Here is a 23576-nt window from a genome sequence, read left to right as displayed (position 1 = left end):
GCACATTATTTTTCGAAATAACTTTACAATTATTCTCTTTTACTTCCAATATGACATGAAAAAGTTGAAAAGGTTAAAAGTTAAAGGTGAGAGGACTAAATCCTGATATCCGAAGCGACTAACCCAGATACTATACACTCTAAAGACCTTGTTGGTGGCTATAGGCTCGGTGTTCACCTCTTCCCATCCCGAACAGAGAAGTTAAGCCCGAGACCGCCGATGATACTTGGATCACACCTGGTAAAGTAGGTAGCCGCCACAATATTAACAAAGAACCATCCTCAAAAGGGATGGTTTTTTTTGCTTTTAGGGATTAGGCTTTTGGGTTGTTAGGGGTTAGGATGTTTCGGTTAAAAGCGGTTCGTTGAACGGTTAAAAGTGGCCGCCGCGCGGTTAAAGGTCTAAGGTTAAAGGCGGCCGCCGCTCGGTTAAAGGTAATTAGGAGCCAGGAGTTAGGTATTAGGAAAGGGGTGAAAGGCGGTCCGCCGCAGCTGTTATGGGGCTGGGTTTACTGCTTACGGCCTCAAGCACGTCTCCATATTAAGGCCCTGCCGAAGCCGAACGCCGAACGCCGACGGCTGATTGCCTATTGCCTATGGCCTAAAGCCTAATATGGTTGAAAGCGGTCCGTTGCGCGGTTAAAGGTTAAAGGTCTAAGGTTAAAAGCGGCCGCCGCTCGGTTAAAAGCGGTCCGCCGCAGCTGTTATAGGGCTGGGTTTACTGCTTACGGCCTCAAGCACGTCTCCATATTAAGGCCCTGCCGAAGCCGAACGCCGAAAGCCGACGGCTGATTGCCTATTGCCTATGGCCTAAAGCCTAATATGGTTGAAAGCGGTCCGCCGCAGCTGTTATAGGGCTGGATTTACTGCTTACGGCCTCAAGCACGTCTCCATATTAAGGCCCTGCCGAAGTCGAAAGCCGACGGCTGATTGCCTAAGGCCTAAGGCCTAAAGCCTAATATGGTTGAAAGCGGTCCGCCGCACGGTTAAAGGTCTAAGGTTAAATGCGGCCGCTGCGTGGTTAGATGCGGTATTGCTTATTTCCGACTGCCGCAACGGTTAAAGGGCTGTGCTTATAGCATAGAGCCTAGAGCTTACGGCTGATGTTTGATGGCTGAAAGCCGACTGCCGATCGCCGATCGCCGACCGCTACGGTTAAAGGGCTGTGCTTCTTGCATACAGCATATAGCCTAGAGCTGACAGCTGATTGCCGACAGCCGAGTGTAAATCACTGGCATGTTCACTATGAAGTTGCCAGATATATACAAATCACCCGGTCTAATGATTATTTGACCGGGTGTTTTGTATTAACGAGCAGCGTTTAGCGGTTTACCAAGGTTTATTGGTTCCTTGCAATAACCACATTTTTGAATAATGGTGATCCTTACTTTGACCGGAAGGAACATAATTAGTGCTGACCAATTTATCAACCGCTTCGTTGTAATTTACGATATAACTAGGGTCTAGATTCGCAGTCGGGTAAATATACCGGATTGGTAAAGCAGGGCCATATTGTGCTAGGGCACCCGTTTTCAAGGTAGGATATCCAGTACGCCTCCAGTCAAACCAAGATTGAATACCAAACCAGGAAGAAATCCATTTCTGCTCTAGAATACGCTCTTGCTTGTTGCTTGCTCCTGTATATGAAACATCATTCTGTCCATAATAGGTGTCAAAATTAAAGCTAGAGGCCGTAAATACACCTGCTTTATCCATGGAGGCATGTATCGCATTTTTGTAATGACCCTCTGCATCTGTTGCGCCAAAAATACCCAAGGAAGCCGCCTCAGAAAGAATGAATTCAACTTCGCTATAAGACATCAGATCCATGGGTGCATAAGGATCGGTGTTTTTACGATACCGGTCATGAATGTAGGAAATGTATGGATTACGCTCATTAATATAAGTTGCCACGTCGTTGCCCTTGTTATAGGAGATTGCAGAAGTAACGGACATCCCAATAGGAAGCCCAACATATAAAGATGTGTCGGCACTGCTAGCCACGGCGGGCACGTAAACCACCGAGAAGTTTTCCCCAAATATGTTGGTGACGGTTTTAGTAGTCACGACCTTCACATTGGCATCCCACTTGCGCTGAACCGGATTTGTCCACCGCTGTAAACGTGGATCATTGAGTGTGACCAGCTTATCTACCAAGGTCTTCCCAGGTTTTAGTAGAAGGTTAGGGTTGGCTGCGTTCAACAAACCTCCAGGATTGGAGTTGTCGGGAGTTGTTCCCAAAAATTGCATCGCTGCATTGTCGGCATTACTTGCAAAAGCAAGGGTACTTGCTTCTTTAAATTCAGTGTCCAGATTCACACCCAAGGCAGTCATTTCCGCTTTTTTGTCTGCTAGTCGCAAGGCATACCGTAAGCGCAATGAATTGGCAAACTTTTTCCATTTCGCCCCGTCGCCTTTGTACATCACATCTGCAGTAGCACTAACGGCGTCTTTTGCTTCCAGACTACTCAGCAGACTACTCGCTTCCTTAAGGTCTGCCAATATACCTTTATAAACATTGGCTTGGGCATCGTATTTTGGGAAATACAAACCCGTATTTGCCTTTAGGGCATCTGAATAGGGGATATCTCCGTACAAGTCCGTCATCAGCCCAAAAAGGTATGATTTCATGGTCAGAGAAATCGCTTGGAAAAAGCGATTATTATCACGTACTCCGTTCTCGTAAACCAATTGATTGTTGCGTAAATAATCATAATAGGATGACCACGATTCCTGTGTCCAAGCATATTGATTAATGACTGTTGCGCCTTCATTGGTTCCTGCCTGCATATATTGCATGGCAGCTCCAATTTTAGATCCGTCCTTCCCAAGGCTATACACAACCTTACCTGTATTGGTCAATACATAGGTAAGAATAAAATTGGAAGAGACATTCTCTGGGCTATTGGGATTTTCATTCACTTCAATCAAATTCTCACAGGAAGAAAGAAAAAGACCTATGGTGACAAATAAGGTAATATATATCGATTTTGTAGTTCTCATTTTGTCTTTCTATTTAAAAGTCAACGTTCAATTTAAATCCTAAGGAACCAGTGTATGGAAGTATATTATAGTATTCTATACCTTGTGACCAGCTACTGCCATTCTGCTGAAAGGCCTTTTCGGGATCCAATCCCTTAATCCCCGCTTTCGTCCACATAAACAAGTTGTTTCCTACAACCGCTATCGAAGCATTTTGTACTTTCAATCTATTGATTATTGATTTTGGCAAATGGTAGGTCAAAGAAACTTCACGAAGTTTCACGTAAGTAGCACTGTACATGTTGCGATCTGGAAAAGGACGATGCGAATAGCGATAGGCATCAAATGGGCTTAACCATTTGCTTCCAGCACCGCCCAGGTTCTCCGTATATACCGTTTCTCCGGCAGCATTTTTTGTGGCAAATACACCCGGGTTCAAACTCGCATCATTAAGCCTTATTTTCGATTCTGTACTCCCTTCTGGCCATGAAAACCCTCCGTAGTCTCCATTTCTACCACCTATCCAATTGCCTAGATATTTATCAGGATTTGCCTTGATCTGATCTACTATACTACTATTTGGGTCATAATCAACACCAGAAATTGTTTCTTCTCGCTGACCATTATTACCTAGGAACATCATGGTGTTAGAATAAAACTGTCCACCCTGGCGCCAATCGACGTTGGCGAATAAAGTGAAGTTTTTGTAGGTAATGGTAGGTTGAATACCCATTAAGATGTTGTGATTGTAATTTCCAATCTTAATCATCTTATTAATGTCGTTATTGGTTTGATAAAGTCCGCCAGCTGTTACGATGGGATAATTGTTATAAACTGAGTTAGGATCTTCAACTTTCAGAATAGGCTGTTCGTAAATGTCACCCATTTGCCCACCTTCATAGGTGCGTACCAGCGCTCCACTACTCGCATTGGTAGCGAAAAACTTAATTCCATCCGCCAATCTTCTAATGTAGGCCCTGTTGCGGCTCAATGTTATGTTCAGATCAAAAGTTAGATTGTCTGTTTTTATTGGGGTGGCAACCAGACCAAATTCAAATCCTTTGCTTTCTACCAACCCTGCGTTGATCAACTTACTCGCTGCTCCAGATTCAATAGGAACCGATATACCAAGAATTTGATTCTTGTTGTTTCTTTCGTAGTAGGTCGCTTCTAATCCCAGACGATTCCTTAGGAATTTTACGTCAAATCCAACCTCCATTGAGGTGGCAATTTCTGGTTTCAAATCAGCATTTTTTAATGTACCTGCCATATACATTCTTTTGGCAGTCCCCCAGTCGGCGGCAGTTGAATAGGTTTGAACCAAGTTATAAGGAGCCACATCATTACCAACCTGAGCATATCCAGCTCTTACCTTACCAAAACTGATCCAGGTTGGCAATTGTACCATTTCCGAAACCAGCACGCTCAGAGAAGCAGATGGATAGAAATAGGAGTTATTCCCTTTTGGAAGCGTGCTGGTCCAGTCATTACGAGCGGTCAGATCAAGGTATACCATGTCCTTAAATCCAATCGAGGCGGATCCGTAAGCACCATAAAGCAACTTGCGAGATAAACCGCTGGCATAAGAAACAGTACCTGGGGCGCCATTAGCTATATTGTACAATCCGGGAACCACAAGAGAAGAGGCATTATTTTCAAGCGAGCGGCCATATTGTTCAAGACGGTTACCCCCAGCCATTGCATTCACACTCCAGTTCACCCCAAAATTTTTCTTGTAGGCAATGATCAAATCCAAATTGGTTTCCTTATTGTTTGAGTTTCTTAAACTATACGCGCCGTTTACAAACTCAAAATTGTTGAAAGCTTTTTTCGATTCGAATACTTCATTGTAGCTATCTCTTGAATAACGTCCAGTGATCGAAAACTCCTTGCTGAGGTCATAATCCAACTGAACTTTGCTAACAGTCCTGTCGCGCTTAAAACCTGTTGGGTTTTCATATACCAAATAGAAAGGGTTATTTTGTTTATCCTTGTATTTGAGTTGGGCAATACCCTCCTGCCCTGGAATCCAGTAATCTCTTAATTGATTAATATCAATCTGAGCGCCTGTTTCATAAATACTTCTAACAGGGTCATTACGAGATGCATCTATCAAGGGTCTATTATCAGAGCCCGACTCGGTGATGTTCAGATTGAATGTGGCACGTAACTTATCGGTTAGGTTATAAGTAGTGTTCAGCGCAAGGGTTAGTCTGGAAAGATCGGTGTTCGGAATAAGACCTTTATTTTTCATATTACCTACCGACATCCTGAAATTACCTTTGTCATAATTACCGTTGACAGAGACATTATTGGTGTTTGTTACGCCGGTCTGAAAGAAATCTTTGAAGCGATAAGGATGAGATATCAATGGCGTTTTTACACCATTGGTGTTCCATTGGGCCCACATCTCGCCTTTGTCCAATGCGGCACCCCAGCTTTCATTTTCTTGCTCTTCAAGTGCGTGAGCACCTACTTTCCCAGATCCAAATTTATTTTGGACTTGAATGTACTGAAGTGGAATATCCATCACCACAGCAGTATTTAAGGATACACCAATGCCTTTTTTACCAGATGCTCCCGATTTGGTAGTAATCAAAACGACACCATTACCCGCCCTAGAACCGTATAATGCCGCAGCGCTGGCTCCCTTCAGGATGGAAACGCTGGCGATATCATTTGGGTTAATGTCGGATATGGGGTTTCCCATATCAGCACCAGCAAAGCCATTACTCAATTTGTTGGCAACGGGCACTCCATCGATTACGAAAAGAGGTTGATTATCACTGTTTAGGGAGCTTGCTCCACGAATAATCATACTTACCGACGAGCCTACACCACCTCCCATTTGTGAGATCTGAACGCCTGCTACTTTGCCAGACATGGCATTCAATAGGTTGTTCTGTGGTGTTTGTGTTAAGGCCGTCCCCTCAACAGTTCCAACTGAATATCCCAAGGATCTTTTTTCCCGCTTGATACCGTAGGCGGTAATGACGGCTTCCTTGAGTGTTTCCACACTTTCAATCATGGTGATGTCCTGGCTAGTCTTATTGCCGATTTCTACGGCTTGTGTATTGAAACCGATATAAGAAAATATCAGCACCGGATTAGAACCAGTAACATTGATACTGTATTTACCATTTCCGTCCGTAGTACTACCTATTTGAGTACCCTTCTGCAAAACATTAACACCCGGTAAGCTAGAACCATCTTTGGAGGAAACCACCTTCCCCGTTACAGTTTGTAAGGGACTTTGTACTTCTCTACCAATTGGAATTAAAGTTTCATTTTTGTTCTTTGGCGTATCTTGAGGTGATAATACTACTTGCTTCCCAAAAACTTTGTATTTGATATGTACTGGACTTAATAATTCGTTCAGAATATCGGCAAGTGGTTCATTACTCGCTTCCATAGTGATCTTTTTACTAGTCGGTATCAACTTAGGTCGGTAGGTAAACTTAACATCGGCTTGTTTCTCGAGGATATTAAGTATTTCAACCAAATGTTGATTTTGAACCTTAAAGCTGATTCTCTTATTCAGCAATTCTTGCGCATCTGCCTTGTGCGCAAGCGATGCAGAGGCAAATAATACCGCTATACATACCTGAAGAAATGATATTCTCATAAGGCCGTACAGGTTTTCCTGTGTAAGTAGCTCTTTTTTCATTAATTTTGATTTGTTCTTGTTTGAGAAAAGCAATAACAGTCCCTTCACCGAAAATTTTCGGATGTCGTTTTAGAAAGGCCATAGGGAAAATGAATGCCGATAGCGCTGGAATCGTTATCGGCTTTTTTTTGGTGGTTTATTTAATCATATGATTTAGGGTTTAGGAATGGATTAATTACAGCCGTTTCCATTAATAGAAACTTCAATTTTCGTTATTTCATAGGTTGCGCCAATGGCCTCGCAAATTATTTCAAGCTTTTCTTTTAATGTTTCATTTTGAAACGATGTCGTTAATCGACAATTTGAAAAAACGGCCTGATCATATATTATTTTAATTTGGAACTGATTTTCAAGTGATTGTAAGATTATGGGAATTGGAGTATTCGAAAACTTTGAAATAGATGCAACCGTTTCTGTTTTAACGACTGTACTATAATTGATATCTTGTTTGGTAAATCGCATTTCTTCGCGTGAAAAAATAGCTTGCTGATTGGGTAACAGACTTACCTCCTGAGGATTAGATGCTGGTTGCGATTGGTTTGATTGAACGGATACCTTTCCAGTTTTAACCGAAACCACTACATTTTTCTCTGATTCGAAAGCACTTATTTTAAAGCTCGTCCCTACTACACGCGTAATGACTTCGTTGGCATAAACTAAAAATGGCTTTTCAGGATTTTTAACGACATTGAAAAATGCAGAACCCGATAAGTATACCTCCCGAGCAGATCCATTAAAATCCGGGGAAAAGCTTATTTTGCTATTCGCATCTAAGGTTACCTCACTTCCATCTGGTAGGATAATCTTTTTAGGTACTTCTTCAATACTGGACTCTTCCTGTAATTGGTAAGGCAGTGATGCAGTCTGTGTGGCGTACTTCGTTTTGGGTTGGCTTGTTTTGAAAAACCAAACACCAAACCCTAGCAAGAGAATGACCGACGCTGCCGAAAGTATACTCCGCCAACCAACCGTGTGATTTTGTGTGTGATGATGGCTTTCCATTTCGTTGGTAATGTTGTTCCATATCTCCGAAATGTCAGAAGCTTGATTTTCGTATTCCGTTTTTTGAGAAAGTTTTGTGACAATTACCCTTGCCTGGCTTATAGCTTCCTTTTGATACGTGTAATTTGTTTTTACCTGGTCAAAAAGTTCTGTCAGCGGCTGATCTCCATACTTTACCCATAAGATGAAATTTTCATCTTTTACAAAATCCTCAACACTATATTTTTTGTATTTCTTGTGCATAGTAAATTGCTATCTATTCTATAAATCAGAACAGAAGCGATTTGTACCCAATAAGTCCATTAAATATTTTTAAAAATTGAAAAGCAATAGGAGAATGGGCCCAGCAATTTCGAAATAATGGCGCAACTGTCTTACTGCTCGATGCAAAATGTTGCGAACCGACTGGTTCGAAAGTCTCATAATTTGGGATATTTCTTCGAGTGTAAAGTCATTTTCATATCGAAATATGATTATTTCTTTTTGTCTTGGGGTAAGTCCTTGAATGGCGTTTTGCAGTTTTTCAGATTGTTCTATTTCAAATTCCTGGTTGGTATAATGGTACTCATAGGGTAAATCCATCAGGGAATTGAAAATGTCCTCATCTAAGTCGATTGATGTGACGGCTGTTTTTGAATTGCGTAATATTTTGTTACGAAGTGCTCTGAAAAGATAAAATTTTATAGAGGTAGTTTGCGCAAGGTTTTCACGATGCAGCCAGAGGTGAAGAAAAAGATCCTGTATACTATCCTTTATAAGTTGTCTGTCGTTTGTAACCCTATAACCATAGCTAATTAGTTCATTAATATGTAGTTGGTAAATTTGGGCAAATGACTCCTGATCGCCCCTTTGAAAGGCAAGCCATAGGTCAGAATCTGAAAGTGCCTTTTCCAATCTTGCAGAAATAAGTTAAGTGACTAATTTTCAGTTTATTGCGCTTCATGTTGATCACTTTCGTTTTTATATTTCATGGTAAAAATTGCTATTAGGACAAACTTAGTTTTATTTTCACCTAGCAACAAACGCAGATCAGGATCTTAATACTAAGGTAATAAACTATTTATGTTATTGATTGTTTTAATAGAATAAATCTAGGAATCGAGCTACGTTTAAGAAAATGTTTTATTGAATTATTAATATTGGATTTTTGGTGTTCGATTGCGAAAGGCATCCCTTTAAAGGGGACTTGTAACTGAATTAGGAGCGCTTATCCTATTTTGCATAATTGGTGTTTAGGGAGAGAGAATAATCCGTATCATGAAGGATATGGTATCAACATTTTCACTATTGGCAATGATCCACCAGCCAAAGGCTAAATGATCGTTTTCAGGAACAGTCTGACCGCCAATAGCCAAACGAACAAGTCGTCATAAGGTCTACTATATCTAGATGTATTTGCATCGATCGATTCTTAAAAATTAGTAGAATTTACGGCAGTAATATTTATCTAAAGTTTGTAAGCCAGCGATGAGATACTAATGCCGCCAGAGCCTAGAAATTATGCTACTTTTAACTCGATATGTTTATTACCCAGAGTCGAACATCCTTGATAGGAACCTATCACATAGGCACCCTGACCTTGTTCTTGGTCCTCATTTCGAAATATTTTTTTATCTGTATAATGGGTTTTTCGTAAAGGTACCAGGAAGCGGTTGCCAGTACGAGTAGAACGCTTAAGCTTAAAATGCGTGATCCATTGTCATTCATTGGAATAGAGATTCCGGCAAAGCGCTGAAGTAATTTTAGCAACAAAGGTACCAGGACCGCTGGAACCAACATATGGAATACATAGAGTCCATAACTTATTTTGCCGATGTATTTTAAAATCTGGTGATTCAAGATACTGCCAAATATATTGGCAAAGCCGCCTTTGTAGCTGGCACCCGCTACTAGATACAGCGCTATAAGGGACATAGAGGTGCGAAAAAAGAGCACGGCTGCAAAATTCCCTTGCCCTATAAGGCAAAATACGATAAATACGACCATCCCCAATAGGCCACCATAGCGGGTAAGCTTAAGGAAGCTATGTGGATCGGGCCGATTCACCAGCAAATAAGCCCATAAAGCACCCAGCCCAAAGGCGTCGAGACAAGTAGGCATATGTACGCCTTCATTGACCCCTACCAGATGTAGAATGACCCTCGATACTATTCCCAGGACAATTAGGCCTATAATACTTTTTTTGAGGTAAGCCTGAGGCACACTCAGAATGAGTAAAGGGAAAAAGATATAGAACTGTTCTTCTACCGCCAAAGACCAAAAGGGAGACAATACATCGGACCAATCGTGTAGGTATTCGATCAGAAAGTTGGAGGCATATAGAATATAATAGAGCGGATGACTATAGAGTTGGGTGCCAATCGGAGGAATAAAGCCAATGTACTGGGCCAGCCATACGACTAAAAGGACCAGGTAATATAGTGGGAAGATCCGTAACATACGTCGTGCCATAAACACTTTATAGGCCTTTGTGATACCCCCATCAGATAATTTTTGTCTGTAATTCAGTAGAATTCGGGTAATGAGGAATCCACTTAATACAAAAAATATGGTTACTCCCAATGGGCCGTTGGCCAAGATATTAATTCCTTGTCCTTCAGGATACCAGTGAAATATTAATACCAAAATAATCGCAATAGCCCTTAACCCGTCGAGTTGCGAGATATATGAGGGATTACTTTCATTTTTCCTTTCCATGTAGCTTAACGTATATCTTTTAGGTAAGCCGACAATTTAGTTTATTTTAAACTAATTCTTATTACCAATGCTAGGTTCCTTTTGAGAATCTCACTACTATCCGAAAGTTTATTAAAAGTAAATGCCTGTTTAAATTTTATTCAATAAGTGTTTAATGGCCGCCAGTTTGACCATTTCTTCTGCGGTTTCCATCAACAGTTCATAATTTCGACATAATCTGCGATCATTATCAAACCAGGCAAAGGTTCGTTCAATGATCCACCTTTTGTGTATGGGTTTAAATTCCTTTTCAAATTTATCTGACCTTAGTACGACTTGAATAATATATCCGAAGCTCTTTTTTATTTCGGCAATTATTTCGCCTCGATAACCTCCATCAGCTAATATAACTTTGATTCCGCAAAGCATTTCTTTTAGAACTTGCATTAACAACAAAACTGCTTTTCCATCATGCACGTTAGCAATTGAGACCATTACTGCAATTAAAAAACCGTTTTTATCCACAACCACATGTCGCTTTACCCCTTTCACTTTTTTATTGCCGTCAAAGCCATTCAAAGACCTATTATTGCCCCAACGTACACTTTGGCTATCAACAATACCTAACGAAGGATCTGCCTTTTGGCCCATTTTAATGCGTATTTTACCTCTCAACTCTTCTAAAAGTAAGTCAAACTGTGCTGTATCTGCCCACTTTTTGTAATAATACGGGGCTGGCCATCCAGTTAGCCAGTTGCCACTTTGGGAAATTTGATGGCAACATACGCCACTGACATCCGGTTTTAACAAGATAAAGAATACCATTCCAAATCTCTCGAAGGCTATGTTTTCGCTTCCTGTCGTCGAATTGTAATGTTTTTTTGATATATTTCCAGCGGGCATCTGATAAGTCAGTTGGGTACATTTTTAAAAGTTTAGTCACTTCAAAGAACGTAACTTTAACTTACTTGTCGATGCCCATATTCATTTTCAATTCTGATTTTTAAACAGGCTCTAAGAGTTTTTGAATAAAAATATCCATAAGGAAACTGGGTTATAGTTCGATGAGCCGTTCAATTTAATGCTAAAACTCTTTTTCAATAAAATGAGCTCTGGAGTAAAGATCGTTGACGAACCACTTGTCCACCCAGCTGAGGGGAGGACCATGAGTACTTCGCCATAGCGGATTCATGGATGAATTTTTCAAAGAAGATTTGGAATAATCATTCCATTTATTTTACTTTGCATCATGAACAAAAAGGAAGCCATATTAAAAAGTGCCCTCAAGCTATTGACCGAAAAAGGAATTCATAATACGCCGATGTCGGCCATTGCGAAGGAGGCGGGTACTGGTATGGGGACCATCTACAACTATTTTAGTAACAAGGATATTCTGATCAACGAGATTTATGTAGGGATCAAAGAGCAGGAAAAGGGTCTTTTTAAGACTTTTGAGGATGAAAAACCCATAAAAACGCAATTTGAAAACTACTTTGTTTCCCTGATCGACTTTTTCCTGAACAATCCGCTTTATTTTCAGTTTATGGAGCAGCTCCAAGCATCTCCTATCATTACCGAAGAGAGTAGGACCAAAGGCCTTGAAGCCGTAGAGGCCGTCGTGCAGCTCATCCAGATCGGCCAACAAGAGCGTATTATTAAGAGCATCGACTCTGGAGAGCTGCTTCAGTTTATTGGTGGAGCCATGTTGGCCTACTTGAGGTGGGTTTTTAACCAACCTGCGCCCCATCGCCAATCCCTTCAGAATCAATTGACGATGGTCTGGGACGCCATTAAAGAATAAAAAATTTTTTACCCAAAATATGGAATGAATATTCATTCCAAAATTACTTGAATGATGACAAAGAAAAACGTATTAATTACCGGAACGTCCACAGGCGTTGGATTAGAAGCAGCCATTTTATTTGCCCAAAAGGGGTATAAGGTATATGCAACCATGCGAAACTTGGGAAAGGGCGAGGCCTTGAAACAGAAGATAATGGAGGGAAACCTTGATATTACCCTCTTGCCTTTGGATGTCACCCTGCCTGCGAGCATAACAGCGACAGTACAGACCATCATCGACGAGGATGGGAAGATCGATATCCTGGTCAATAATGCAGGTGCTGGCTTTGCCAAAACTACCGAGCAGGCTTCCGAAGCGGAGATCAGATGGGTTACCGAAGTGAATTACCTTGGGGTGGTGTTTTGCACGCAAGCCGTTTTACCTTATATGCGTAAGCAGAAATCGGGGCAGATCATCAGTGTCACCTCGGTAGGAGGGCTCGTAGGACAGCCATTTAATGAGCTATATTGTGGAGCGAAATTTGCCGTGGAAGGTTATATGGAAAGTCTTGCTACCTATGTGAGTAAGGCCTTCAATATTAAAATTTCTACCGTTGAGCCCGGCGGTATAGCCACCGAATTTATGACATCGGCTGTAGGGAAAACCATGGAGAATGGTCAGCTGGCGAGTGGAGAGTATTTGCCGATTTTTGAAAAATACCTAGCCAAGAACCAAGAAAGAGCGCAAGAAAGCGATCATCAGGTGTATCAAACTGGTCGTGAAGTGGCGGAAGTGATCTGGACGGTTGCCGAAAATGAGAATCCACCATTTCGTATTCGTACTTCTGAATGGGCCGAAGACTTTAGTCGATTAAAAACCCAGGCCGACCCGGATGGTACCAAGTTAATAAACCAAATTATTGACCATCTTTTATAAGAACCTCTTATAGAAGGACCATAGCCCGTTTCGACCTGTCAAAAGGCCGAACGGGCTAGGTGTTGGATGGGGGAATAGGACAACCGACAAGGGTGACTCCAAGGCTAGGCAAGGCCTAAGAGTCCTTAGCTTAACGCCTGGAATCCCAACCACAGTAAAAGTAGGACGACCATCCAACCCATGAGCAGCAGCCATCTGGGATGTCGGTAGCCTCCCATGATCCGCTTTTTCTGGACTGCGACTAGCAGTATGGCCAAGGCAAAAGGAAGGACGAAGCCATTGAGGGCCCCTACAAAGATCAATACCTGAACGGGGGTGCCAATTAGCAAAAATACAAGTGCCGAAAATACTATAAATAGCACAGTCCATCTCGACTGATGCCTTTCGATGACGGGGTGAAGGCTTCGTAAAAAGGTGAGGGAAGTGTAGGCCGCACCCACTACTGAGGTGATGGCCGCCGACCAGATCATCAGGCCAAAAAGTCGCCTCCCCATTGAGCCCGTAGCGTTTTCGAACACCGATGCCGTAGGGTTATCGGCCTGGATAACCGTTCCATTCATGACCACCCCAAGGGTAGCCAAAAACAAAAGATAGCGAATAACGGCGGTAAGTAGAATGGCCGTTCCCGCTCCCCGGTTGGTTTGTTGTAAATCTTTGGCTCCGCTGAAGCCGGCATCGAGTAGCCGATGTGCTCCGGCAAAGGAAATATAACCTCCTACCGTTCCTCCTACGAGGGTTATGGTGGCCAGGGCGTCAAAATGTACCGGCACTATGGTATGCTGCAGGGCCTGTGCCAATGGGGGACGGGCTATAAAGGCCACCACCATGATCAGCAAGATCATTGCAAAACCGAGAATTTTGGTCAATAGGTCCATCTTCTTACCGGCTTCTTTAAAAAGGAATATCGAAATAGCCATGACGGCACTGGCGGCGGCTCCGTATTGGACAGGGAGCCCCAAGAGGGCTTCTAAGCCTAAACCGGCTCCAGCCAGGTTGCCAATATTGAAGGCCAATCCACCGAGTACGATCAGGAAGGTGAGCATATATCCAAGTCCAGGGGCCAGCTCGTTGGCCAAGTCTTGGGCGCGTTTGCCCGAGACTACGATAATTTGCCATATATTGAACTGCACACATAGGTCGATGAGTACCGATAGCAAGATCACAAAGCCAAAACTAGTGGTGAGTTGCTGGGTGAAAACCGTGGTTTGGGTCAGAAAGCCCGGGCCTACAGCCGATGTGGCCATCAGGAAGGCAGCACCCAGGAGTCGATTACTATAGTTTAATTTTGGCATAAGCGCTTACTGTTAGAGAGTTGTTATACAGGCTTACCATAGCCGCCACCACCTGGTGTTTCGATGGATAGGGAATCGCCTTGGGCTACATCGATGCTACAGATACCCGGTAACAAGGCCCTTTCTCCGGAAACCTTAAGAAGCGTATGTCGCCCGCATGCTCCCGATTCTCCACCTTGCAGTCCATAGGGCTTTTCTATTCGGTGCTGGCCCAATAGGGTCACTTTTAAAGGTTTCAAGAAAGTAACTTTCCGTACGATTCCATCTCCCCCTCGGTACTGGCCATCTCCTCCCGACTGTGGGCGCACTGCATATTCCAGCAAGCGTATGGGGTACTTCTGTTCCATAGGCTCTGGGTCGGTGATGCGGGTATTGGTCATATGCTGGTGTATGGCCGATCGGCCGTTAAAGCCAGCTCCGGCACCGGTTCCACCCCCTATGGTTTCGTAATAGCCAAAGGTATCATCGCCAAAGAGGAAGTTGTTCATGGTTCCTTGGCTGCAGGCCGCTAGTCCCAAGGCTTTCAGTAGGGTATCGACTACCCGCTGGCTCACCTCCGTATTGCCACCTACCACGGCAGGACAGGCGATTGGGTCGTCCGAAAAGTGAGGGTGTAAGAAGCTGTTGGCCGGCAGTACCAACGATACATGGCGCATCAATCCATCATTTAAAGGAATGTTTTTGTCGATCAGTAAGCGGAAAACATACAGAATAGCACTGTGCAATATGGAGATATTGGCGTTGAGGTTATGAGGGTGAACGCTAGAGGTTCCTGTAAAATCGAAGACTTGTCGCCCTTCGGTAATATGAATCCTTACCTTTATTTCATGTCCATCGTCGAGGCGTTCCTGCGCCATAAACTCCCGGTTTAAAAAGGGTATCAGGGCTTGATTGAGTTGGTTTTCGGCACTCTTTTTGAGTAATCGCATATATTTTTTCACCTCTTGCAGTCCGGCAGTTTCTACCAACCTAAGGAGCTGTGTGCTGCCTTTTTTGAGGGCCGACAGGGCGGCAACGATATCGGCTTCGTTAGAGGCGTAGGAGCGGGTAGGGTAGGTGGCATTCAAAAATAGGTTACGCAGGGTGTCCCATTGAAATTCGTTGTTTTTTACCAAATACTGAGGTAGGATTACCACTCCTTCTTCTGCCAGGTTTACGGCATCGGGAGGCATGGAGCCGGGTGTTTTGCCCCCCACTTCGGCATGATGTGCCCTGTTGATTACATAGCCTATACATTCTTTTTCTTCCGTAAATACGCCGGCGATCAGGGTGATATCAGGAAGGTGAGAGCCTCCGTATTTGGGGTGGTTGGTAATGATGACGTCCCCTGGGCCTATGTCGATATAGTCGCGAACCAATCGGGTGCAAATACCCATGCTCCCCAAATGCACGGGTATATGCTGTGCATTGACGAGTAGCTCGCCGTCGAAGTCCACTAGGGCACAGGAAAAATCCAGACGCTCCTTTACATTGACCGAATAGGCCGTACGCTGCAGCTGGGCACCCATCTCGTCGGCTATGGCGGCAAAGCGGTTGGCATACAGTTGTAGGGCTATGGCTTCGTTTTCTGGAGTAGAAGTGTTGTTAACTTTTGCCTTTCTGAAGGCGATGGCGTCCTTGTTTTGTTGAATCACCAGCTTCCATCCTTCCGGCACAAAGGTCGTAGAGGTTTTATTAAGTAAGATAGCGGGGCCCTGGAGACGGTCGCCGGCCACGAGTTCGTCCCAATCGGCATAGGGGAACTGGTTCTTTTGAAGGTTGTCCAAAGTCAGCATTTTTCCTTGATCTATTACTTCGCTAGCAGACAGCTCTTCGGCAGGCTCTTGGGCCATAAGCCGTACGCTTTCTACCTCGATGAGGCCGTCTTCGGGAAAATATCCAAATTGAGAACGATACTGTACTTCAAACTGCCAGAGGGTTTCCTTCCCTTGATAGGCTATCTCAAGGCTATTTTCTTGGCCCAAAAATCGAAGGAAAACATTACAAAAAAGGATTCGAGATGTATGAATATTTTGCTGGGCCAACTGCTCCCCAGCTTCTTTTTTAAGTTCTTGGATCACTGTATCCAGCTCGCTCATGTCTGCTGGCCAGGTTTTTAGGATTTGCCTCGACACGATCACGCTGTTAAGTGCTTCGCCAATGCCCACTGCGCTAAAAAGCCCGGCGTCGTAAGGGACTAACACCCTGCCGATACCTAGCAAATCGGCCAGTTGGCAACTATGTAGACCTCCCGCTCCACCAAAGGTTACCAGGGCGTGGTCGGTAGGGTCTATTCCTTTGGCCACCGAAATCCGGCGGATGGCGTCGGCCATTTTTTCGTTGGCAATTTTTTCGAAACCCATCAAAATCTCCTGGTCACTCAGCCAGTTTCCGCTACTGGTATGAACGGCCTTTTGAATTTGTTGGAGGGCGTCTTTGGCCGATTGGGGGTCGATAGGAATCCCAAAACGGGCTGGGTTAAGCTTACCCAGCAAAAGGTTTACATCCGTTATGGTCAGCGGACCACCGGCCCCATAGCAGGCAGGGCCGGGCGCCGCCCCAGCACTTTCGGGGCCTACTTTAAGGGAATAGCCGTCAAACCAACAGATAGAGCCTCCTCCAGCGGCTACGGTCTCTATGGCCAAGGCGGGGTTATGAAGCTCTAAACCGTCTATTTCGGTGATGTATTTTAGTTCGGGAAGTCTGTCGATACGAGCGGTGTCGGTGCTGGTTCCTCCCATGTCGAAGGTAAGCACTTTTTCGAATCCAAACCGTCGTGCAATGTTGATGGCGGCCACCATACCTCCAGCTGGCCCACTAAGTAGGCTATCTTTTGCTCTGAAAGTATGGACATCCGACAGGCTTCCGGCACTGTTCATGACCCGCAAGCTGCCTTTGGACAACGACTGCTGAATATTGGTAAGGTAGGTGTCCAATACGGGCTCTAGGTAAGCATTGACTACGGCCGTCTGGCCTCTTCGCTGGTAATGCGAGAAGGCGTATATTTGGGCCGAAGTGGAAATATAGCGTACCCCTTGCCCCTGACAATAGGCCTCAAGCATCCGCTCATGGGCATCGTTCTTATAAGCGTGCAGCAGGGCTATGGCTACGGAATCGAACTGGGCCAATTCGGGCCAGGATATGGAGCCCATCTCCAAAGGCTTTATTTCATGGCCATCGGCATCCATGCGGGCGTCTATTTCCAATACTTCGGTGTAGAGCAAGCTGGGCTCGGGAATTGCAAGCTGGAAAAGATCTGGGCGTTGCTGGCTGCCTATGTAGAGCAGATCTTTAAAACCTTTTGTGACCACCAGCAAGGTGCGCGCTCCCTTACGTTCGAGCAGGGCGTTGGTGCCTTTGGTAGTGCCTAAGCGCATGTCGATAGGAGGCAGCGCCTCAGAAAGTGGGGTCGTGGTGAGTAAGCGTGCCGCAAACACCGGAGCCTCCTCTCCCGTAAATATTTCGAAATCGACGGCTCCCGTATAGGCTACGTCGCTGTCTACATGCAGTAGACCTTGGTCGAAGTCCATCGATACCACCGAATGCACTTCTCCAGACCCTGCGAGTTGTAATGAAAAACCGGCAAACAGGTCTTGAGGGAATTGCCAGGATGCTTCAAACTCATAACAATTCTGAGCGCGCTGGGCTAAGATACGGCCCCGTAGCCGTGCCGAGCTTAACACTTTAATTCTTTTGGTACCCCCATGAGGGTCCACGGCAAGGCAATCGGTAAAGGTACCTCCAGTATCGATACTTATTCTCCAGGTTGAGTTCAAGGGCTTCTGAGCGTTGATTTAGGAATGATTCGAGTTGCGAATTTAACCGATTATCTTACCAATGCGAATAGGGTCACCCATCTTATGGCCTCGATGCAGTAAAACTCCGTTACTTTCGTCCTTTTATCTTTCAACTTGCTTAAAGCACCACAAACTCTACCCGTCTATTTTTCTTTTTGTTCTCTTCATTATTATTAGGTGCCACAGGATTCACAGGCCCTTTTCCTACATATTGCAACCGTTTTTTGGAGATTCCCTTACTCACCAGGTATTTTACAACAGACTCACATCGCTCTTTGGAAAGCTTTACATTGGCGTCAAAATCACCAATATTGTCGGTATGTCCTCTAATCTCGATTCTGAGTGTCGGGTTTTGGTTAAGTACCTCTACCAGGTTGTTCAACTCCTCAAAGGATTCATTACGCAGCACTGGACTGCTTTGGTCGAAATATATTTTGTTGAGGGTAATCGTCCTTCCTTTTTTCAGTTCGCCAAAGGACTCACTGGCTACCTTGCTGGCGAGGGCAGGTTCCGAAATGATTTTTGTGGGCACTGGCTTTAAGAATAGTTCGAGGACATCTTGTCGGTCTGCCAAGGCAGCTTGTGGGTCGAAGCGGGTGGTCCATTCCTCGTACCCATCGCAGGTGATGCTTAGCTGGTAACTTTTGGCAGGCGATAGCAAGGTCGTTACTTCCCCCTCGGTGGTGGTGAGGTTAACCTCATTTTTTGACTCATCTATCAAGGCGAAACGAGCGGTGGTTAGCAATTTTTTATCCTCCAGCGACAGCGCCCTAAAGGTAAAGGGGTATTCGGTTTTAATGACCTGAATATTTACCTGCCCTATGTCTATTTCCGAATCGGTAAGTTGGTGTTGTACCAGTGGGTAGCCAGCAACAGATGCCTCCAGTTTGGGGATGGTTCCGGCTTCAAAATATAAAGAACCATCCGATACCGTCGCCTGGCCGTTGGCAGTGAGCTTGGCTCCCAATGCCTCTTTGGTGTATTTATCTACGATTTGGACGGCCACCTGTTTGATTATTTTAGGTGTTTTCTGCACCTTAAACAATACTTCCGTTTTCTCCTGCTCTACTGTTAGGGTCATTTTATGGGGGTTATAGCCCGCAACCGTGCAGCTTACTTCGTATTTTCCTGTTTTAGGAAGGGGTATCTCGGTTGCTCCATCGGTGGCCACGGTAAGCACCGAAGTATCGGCCAGGCTTCTTATAGCGAAGGAAGCCTTATTGATCGGCTGGTTGGTCTCTATATCGACTACCTTCATCGATAGGGTATAGACCGATCTGTCTATCCTGGCTTCATAATCATAGACTTTACCGCCGGGTGCCACCTCTACATCTATGGTTTTGCTGACTGTCGTATAACCCTGGGCCGTCGCCGTTATCGTAATTTGAACGGGCTTGTCGAAGGTTCTTTCAAGTTTTCCAGTGCTGGTGGCTATGGTTTGGGCTTCCCTGTCGCCCTGCCCAATGGTGATTTCTGAAGGGATTAATTGATTCGTTTCAAAATCGATTACCGATATCTTAACGATAGACGGTTTTATTTTTAGTAATTTGATAGATACCGTTTTGTTTTCGGTGATATCGTCCAGCCTGTTCTCCATGGATTGATAGTGCAGGGCAGCGCTTAGAATCTGTAGAGACGCATGTGGGGGGACCTCCAATTCGAATAGATGGGTGTCAGGATTTTGAATTAACCGCTCTAGCTTATCGTCATTTCCAGCCTTTACTGAAACTTCCTGTAGGAGCTCATTGGTTTCTAGGTCTCTAACTGCAATGGCAACACGAAATAGGGTTGGCTTTGGAGTGGGTACGACATTCGGAGTGGTCACCTGAGTGGTATCCTGAGTTTCTAACCTTTGGGTTCTTACCACGACCTTTTCTTCTGCCCTCAGTTTCTCTACCGTTGAGTCGGCAGGGGCCGAGGCGAATACCACCTCACTGGTAGTGGTTTCGGGTTGAATTGGTTTTTGTTCGACTACCGCCGCTGGCCGTTCGATGCGGGTAGTAGGGGGAAGAATAGCGATGTCGGAGCGGGTGACGGTTCCGGAAGTCCTATTGCTTTTTAGTTTAAAATTCCTTTCGATAAGCTTACAACCCACATAGTCCTGAAAGGATATGCCCTGGCGCTGGGCATGGTATTGAGCCATAGAAATACTGATTTCGTATTCGTCGGTTACCGGGGCAAGGAGGGTGAACCGGCCGTCGTCTGGGTTTGACTCTACGGAGGTAACCACCTGTGCCGTTTTCCTGTTGGAGAGCACCACCCTGGTCTGGAGTGGTTTTCCTGTAGCCGAATCGGTAGCATATCCCTGTATAGCGGCCATTTTGTAGGGGCGTAGCGCCTCAGGAATGGTATAGGTGTATATGTCCCCATTGCTAATATAATACATGATATCGCCACAGGTGCTTATGGCTACCGATTGGTCCGATCGCTTGGTGTTGATCATGTCCAAAGCCACGGGGTTCGACCAGCTTCCGTTGTCTTCAAATCGGGAATAGTATAGGTCAAAATCGCCCTTGCCTCCTTTTTTTATCGATGAGAATACCAGTGTTCTGCCATCGGCCATGATTCTCGGGGCTTTTTCACAATCCATATTGACGGGGGCTGGTAACTCAATAGGTCTTTGCCATTTTCCGTCGCTGCCTAGGTTGGAGCGCATGATGCGGTAACATTGTTGCTCGCCTTCGGCCAGTTTGGCTAAGTTTTCCCTGACGAAATACAACACTTTACCGTCGGGGGATATGCTGGGAAACCCTTCATAGCCTGGCGTGTTGATGGCGTCCCCTAGGTTGACGGGCTTGCTCCAGCCATATTTGGTTCGTTGGCAGTAATATATGTCCTCACGTCCATAGCCTATACTATCGTCATTATAATTGGCGAAATAGTAGAGGAAGTTCCCATCATAGCTAATACTCGGTCCTCCTATTACCGGTGCTATCCCGCTGCCATATCTGTTGATGTTCATGATAGGCTCTGGCGTTAACCATTGGCCACTGGGATGCAAGGAGGTTTCATAGACCCCATAAAAATTGGCCATTTCACTATTTTCCATTTTCTGGGTGCGACCCTCGGCCTCTATGACCGGTACTCGGTTTCCAGCAGAAACGTAAAGTCCATAGCGACCCGACTGAAAGATCAGTTTACGCCCATCAGCACTGATAGACGGTGCATATTCGATATAGTCTTTTAGGTTGATGGGATCCGGCAAGCGGCTCTTGCTTTGACCCTTCGCCATTTGGCATACCATCAAGACGATATAGGTGATATAGGTTAGTTTTTTCATCAGGAGGTATTCGGTGTTTATGGACGAACCAGCTCGACAAGTAAACCAATGGTGTCGGATTCAGAAAGTAGTACCGCTGCGGTAATCTTATCTCCAAAGCGAATGCTCAAAGCATCCTTGTATCGACCGGCGATCTCGACCAACTGGTTTTGATCCTTGCCTGAAAAAGTCAGATTCAAGCTTCCTCCTGACTGTTTTTCTAGCCATTCCTTAAGCCTGCTTTCAAGGTCGGTGGGTAAGGTGTCGCCAGCCAGTAGTACCGTAGCCAATTCGCCCACCAATCGCTCCCCCTCTTGCAGGGTATTGACGGGAGTTAGGTTTTGTAGGGGACATCCTTCAAGTTCACGGAGACCAGCTTCCTGCGGACATTTATCGTCCTGGTCGGCGAGCCCATCCTGGTCGCTGTCCGCACAGCCCCCAAGTTCCGCCACTCCTGCCACCTCGGGGCATTTGTCTTCATGGTCGGGGATGCCGTCCCCATCGGTATCGGGACAGCCGTTGAACTGCACCAGTCCTGCCACAGTAGGACAGGCGTCGCTCTTGTCGAATATTCCGTCCTGGTCCGTATCGGGGCAGCCATTGGTTTCTTGGGGCCCGGCCTCCGACGGGCACTTGTCGAGCCGGTCCTCTATGCCGTCGTTGTCGGTATCGGGACAGCCCTTAAAAGCCCATAGTCCTGATATTTCGTTACACTGGTCCTTCCTATTGGAAACGTTGTCCTGATCATCGTCTCTTTCTCTTTTCCACTTGCCAAAAGGGATAAAGAATCCAGCGTACAGATGGGGAGGCTTTGGGCCTTTTTTGAAAAATCCGAATAGATGGTCGGTACCGAAGCTAAAAATTCCCAAACGAATATTTGTAGCGAGGGTGGTGGATTTGGATAACTGATGTCGGTGGGCCATCACTCCAAAACCAAAATCGTTCTTTTCGTATCTGGGCCCTATAGAAATGGTAGATGAAACTGGAACGGCTATGTCTTTTTTGGTGCTGGCAGACTGATAGATGACGCTGGCAAAAAAACCTTTCCCGATATTGACATCAGCATACAAATTGAATATCTGGGGCAACGAAACCGTAACGGCAGAGGTGGTTAAGGAATTTTCGATTCCAGCATCGTCGATCAGCCGATCGGCGACCTCGGTGATATTGTCCAGGGATTGATACTGGCTTCTGTCCATTTGAAAAGATTCGGCCTTTTCAAACGATTGGGACTGGGCATAGTTGATTTTCCCAATATCCATCACGGATAGCCCGACTTTTACCAAGTAGCCCGCTACCGTAGGGTCGGTGCGCTGTTTGCCGTTTAATAAATACTGGTTTTCCTGATATTTTGGACGGAATTCGTAGAGTACCCCAAAGTCCAAACCATAGCCCTTACCGGGAGCTTTGTTGCTAAAGACATCGGACCAGGAAAGGGAGGAGGCAAAAGCCCAGTCGGAGGCCCTGCCCCCAAAGTTGTTGACCTGCAATACGTCTTGCCCGTTGACTTCCTCGGCCGTGGCTTGGCCTCGTAGGGCCATGGATTGCCATCCCGATATTATTTTGTAAGTAGCCCCGAGTTTTAGAAAATGCTCATTCTTGTCCCAAATCGGTGCCGCATAGGAGAAGGCGTATTCGGAATATGCATCGCTGATAAGCCCGACGTCGGTTGCATTAGGCCGAATGTCTTGTTCGTTTTGTAGAAATGCGATGGCATTATAGCCACTTTCTATGTTGTTGACACTCCGGTACCGGGTCGAAATTCCGAACGAATGGTTGTTACGGAGTTGAATCATCAGGGCTGGGCCCCTTAGGTCGTTGGAATTCGGGCCGTAAGTGCTACCATTCAGATTCAGGGCTTTGCCCGATAGCAGGACCGTCTCTCTTTTGAGCGGGCTGGTCGAAGCGCCAAAAGAGGCCACCCCTACATTTAGATAGCCTTTCCAATGGCTAGAGGCAATACTGGCGGGATTCAGGTATATTCCATTACTTCCAGCATAATTGTCTATATGAAAGGATTGAAGACTTTGCCCTAAAACCGACCCGGTAGTTAGGAACAAAAAGAGTAATAGTTTTTGCATAAATACCAAACCGGTTAGAGAGATTTTCGTTTTTAGTTAAAAAGTTGGTCGAAAATATCTATAATTACGATGATCGGTTCTCCGTATTTATTTATCGGTAAATGGTGTGGAATAGGTAGCCGT

The 23576-nt window shown here is 45.1% G+C and carries 13 protein-coding genes and 1 rRNA gene; 3 read left to right on the top strand and 11 right to left on the bottom strand.

The features are described 5' to 3' along the window. The first annotated feature begins 150 nt into the window (after nt 1-150). Nucleotides 151-262, top strand: a 5S ribosomal RNA gene (gene rrf, locus CLV98_RS06830). A 1066-nt stretch (nt 263-1328) separates the two neighbouring features. Here rrf and CLV98_RS06825 read toward each other — a convergent pair. The 7 genes from CLV98_RS06825 to CLV98_RS24140 all read right to left on the bottom strand — a co-directional run bounded on the left by CLV98_RS06825 (nt 1329) and on the right by CLV98_RS24140 (nt 11251). Continuing rightward, on the bottom strand, nt 1329-3002 hold the full coding sequence (locus CLV98_RS06825; RefSeq protein ID WP_109673536.1) for a SusD/RagB family nutrient-binding outer membrane lipoprotein: 1674 nt from the start codon (nt 3000-3002) through the stop codon (nt 1329-1331). A gap of 13 nt (nt 3003-3015) precedes the next feature. After that, nucleotides 3016-6648 carry a SusC/RagA family TonB-linked outer membrane protein gene (locus CLV98_RS06820; RefSeq protein WP_109673535.1) on the bottom strand — a complete coding sequence of 1211 codons (3633 nt, stop codon included), beginning with the start codon at nt 6646-6648 and terminating at the stop codon, nt 3016-3018. A 171-nt stretch (nt 6649-6819) separates the two neighbouring features. Then, nucleotides 6820-7893 carry a FecR family protein gene (locus CLV98_RS06815; RefSeq protein WP_109673534.1) on the bottom strand — a complete coding sequence of 358 codons (1074 nt, stop codon included), beginning with the start codon at nt 7891-7893 and terminating at the stop codon, nt 6820-6822. 69 nt (nt 7894-7962) lie between these two features. After that, nucleotides 7963-8544: an RNA polymerase sigma factor gene (locus tag CLV98_RS06810; protein ID WP_158281210.1), complete on the bottom strand. Its 582-nt coding sequence runs from the start codon at nt 8542-8544 to the stop codon at nt 7963-7965. Between the two features lie 666 nt (nt 8545-9210). Next, nucleotides 9211-10347 (bottom strand): acyltransferase family protein, encoded by a 1137-nt coding sequence (locus CLV98_RS06805; protein ID WP_109673532.1) that lies wholly within the window; start codon nt 10345-10347, stop codon nt 9211-9213. A 129-nt stretch (nt 10348-10476) separates the two neighbouring features. Continuing rightward, complete coding sequence (locus CLV98_RS06800; protein ID WP_374755174.1) at nt 10477-11001, bottom strand: transposase; 525 nt, start codon at nt 10999-11001, stop codon at nt 10477-10479. A 16-nt stretch (nt 11002-11017) separates the two neighbouring features. Further along, on the bottom strand, nt 11018-11251 hold the full coding sequence (locus tag CLV98_RS24140) for a transposase (protein WP_374755173.1): 234 nt from the start codon (nt 11249-11251) through the stop codon (nt 11018-11020). A 324-nt stretch (nt 11252-11575) separates the two neighbouring features. Between CLV98_RS24140 and CLV98_RS06795 the strand changes: the two genes are divergently transcribed. Both CLV98_RS06795 and CLV98_RS06790 read left to right on the top strand, forming a co-directional pair. Next, nucleotides 11576-12127 carry a TetR/AcrR family transcriptional regulator gene (locus CLV98_RS06795; protein WP_109673531.1) on the top strand — a complete coding sequence of 184 codons (552 nt, stop codon included), beginning with the start codon at nt 11576-11578 and terminating at the stop codon, nt 12125-12127. 51 nt (nt 12128-12178) lie between these two features. Next, the gene (locus tag CLV98_RS06790; RefSeq protein ID WP_211319982.1) at nt 12179-13045 is read left to right on the top strand and encodes an SDR family oxidoreductase; all 867 of its coding nucleotides are present in this window, start codon (nt 12179-12181) and stop codon (nt 13043-13045) included. 125 nt (nt 13046-13170) lie between these two features. Here the strand turns inward: CLV98_RS06790 and CLV98_RS06785 are convergent, their stop codons facing one another. The 4 genes from CLV98_RS06785 to CLV98_RS23725 form a co-directional block, all read right to left on the bottom strand. Then, nucleotides 13171-14337, bottom strand: a complete 1167-nt coding sequence (locus CLV98_RS06785) for an NRAMP family divalent metal transporter (RefSeq protein WP_109673530.1) — start codon at nt 14335-14337, stop codon at nt 13171-13173. A gap of 23 nt (nt 14338-14360) precedes the next feature. After that, entirely contained in the window at nt 14361-18092 is a 3732-nt protein-coding gene (locus CLV98_RS06780; protein WP_109673529.1) for a hydantoinase B/oxoprolinase family protein, read from the bottom strand. Nucleotides 18093-18231: 139 nt separating this feature from the next. Next, nucleotides 18232-21393, bottom strand: a complete 3162-nt coding sequence (locus CLV98_RS06775) for an OmpA family protein (protein WP_109673528.1) — start codon at nt 21391-21393, stop codon at nt 18232-18234. Nucleotides 21394-21410: 17 nt separating this feature from the next. After that, nucleotides 21411-23453: a DUF5723 family protein gene (locus tag CLV98_RS23725; RefSeq protein WP_211319981.1), complete on the bottom strand. Its 2043-nt coding sequence runs from the start codon at nt 23451-23453 to the stop codon at nt 21411-21413. Nucleotides 23454-23576: the final 123 nt, after the last annotated feature.

Origin of the sequence: Dyadobacter jejuensis, assembly GCF_003149085.1 — a bacterium.
In the GTDB taxonomy this organism is placed as follows: Bacteria; Bacteroidota; Bacteroidia; order Cytophagales; family Spirosomataceae; genus Dyadobacter; species Dyadobacter jejuensis.
Note: the sequence above shows the minus strand (reverse complement) of the source record. Positions and strands in the feature narration are given on the sequence as shown.

What these genes read in the sequence shown, in the direction of transcription:
- CLV98_RS06825 (WP_109673536.1), bottom strand. Translation starts at nt 3,002, where the DNA reads ATGAGAACTACAAAATCGATATATATTACCTTATTTGTCACCATAGGT.
- CLV98_RS06820 (WP_109673535.1), bottom strand. Translation starts at nt 6,648, where the DNA reads ATGAAAAAAGAGCTACTTACACAGGAAAACCTGTACGGCCTTATGAGA.
- CLV98_RS06815 (WP_109673534.1), bottom strand. Translation starts at nt 7,893, where the DNA reads ATGCACAAGAAATACAAAAAATATAGTGTTGAGGATTTTGTAAAAGAT.
- CLV98_RS06805 (WP_109673532.1), bottom strand. Translation starts at nt 10,347, where the DNA reads ATGGAAAGGAAAAATGAAAGTAATCCCTCATATATCTCGCAACTCGAC.
- CLV98_RS24140 (WP_374755173.1), bottom strand. Translation starts at nt 11,251, where the DNA reads ATGTACCCAACTGACTTATCAGATGCCCGCTGGAAATATATCAAAAAA.
- CLV98_RS06795 (WP_109673531.1), top strand. Translation starts at nt 11,576, where the DNA reads ATGAACAAAAAGGAAGCCATATTAAAAAGTGCCCTCAAGCTATTGACC.
- CLV98_RS06790 (WP_211319982.1), top strand. Translation starts at nt 12,179, where the DNA reads ATGATGACAAAGAAAAACGTATTAATTACCGGAACGTCCACAGGCGTT.
- CLV98_RS06785 (WP_109673530.1), bottom strand. Translation starts at nt 14,337, where the DNA reads ATGCCAAAATTAAACTATAGTAATCGACTCCTGGGTGCTGCCTTCCTG.
- CLV98_RS06775 (WP_109673528.1), bottom strand. Translation starts at nt 21,393, where the DNA reads ATGAAAAAACTAACCTATATCACCTATATCGTCTTGATGGTATGCCAA.
- CLV98_RS23725 (WP_211319981.1), bottom strand. Translation starts at nt 23,453, where the DNA reads ATGCAAAAACTATTACTCTTTTTGTTCCTAACTACCGGGTCGGTTTTA.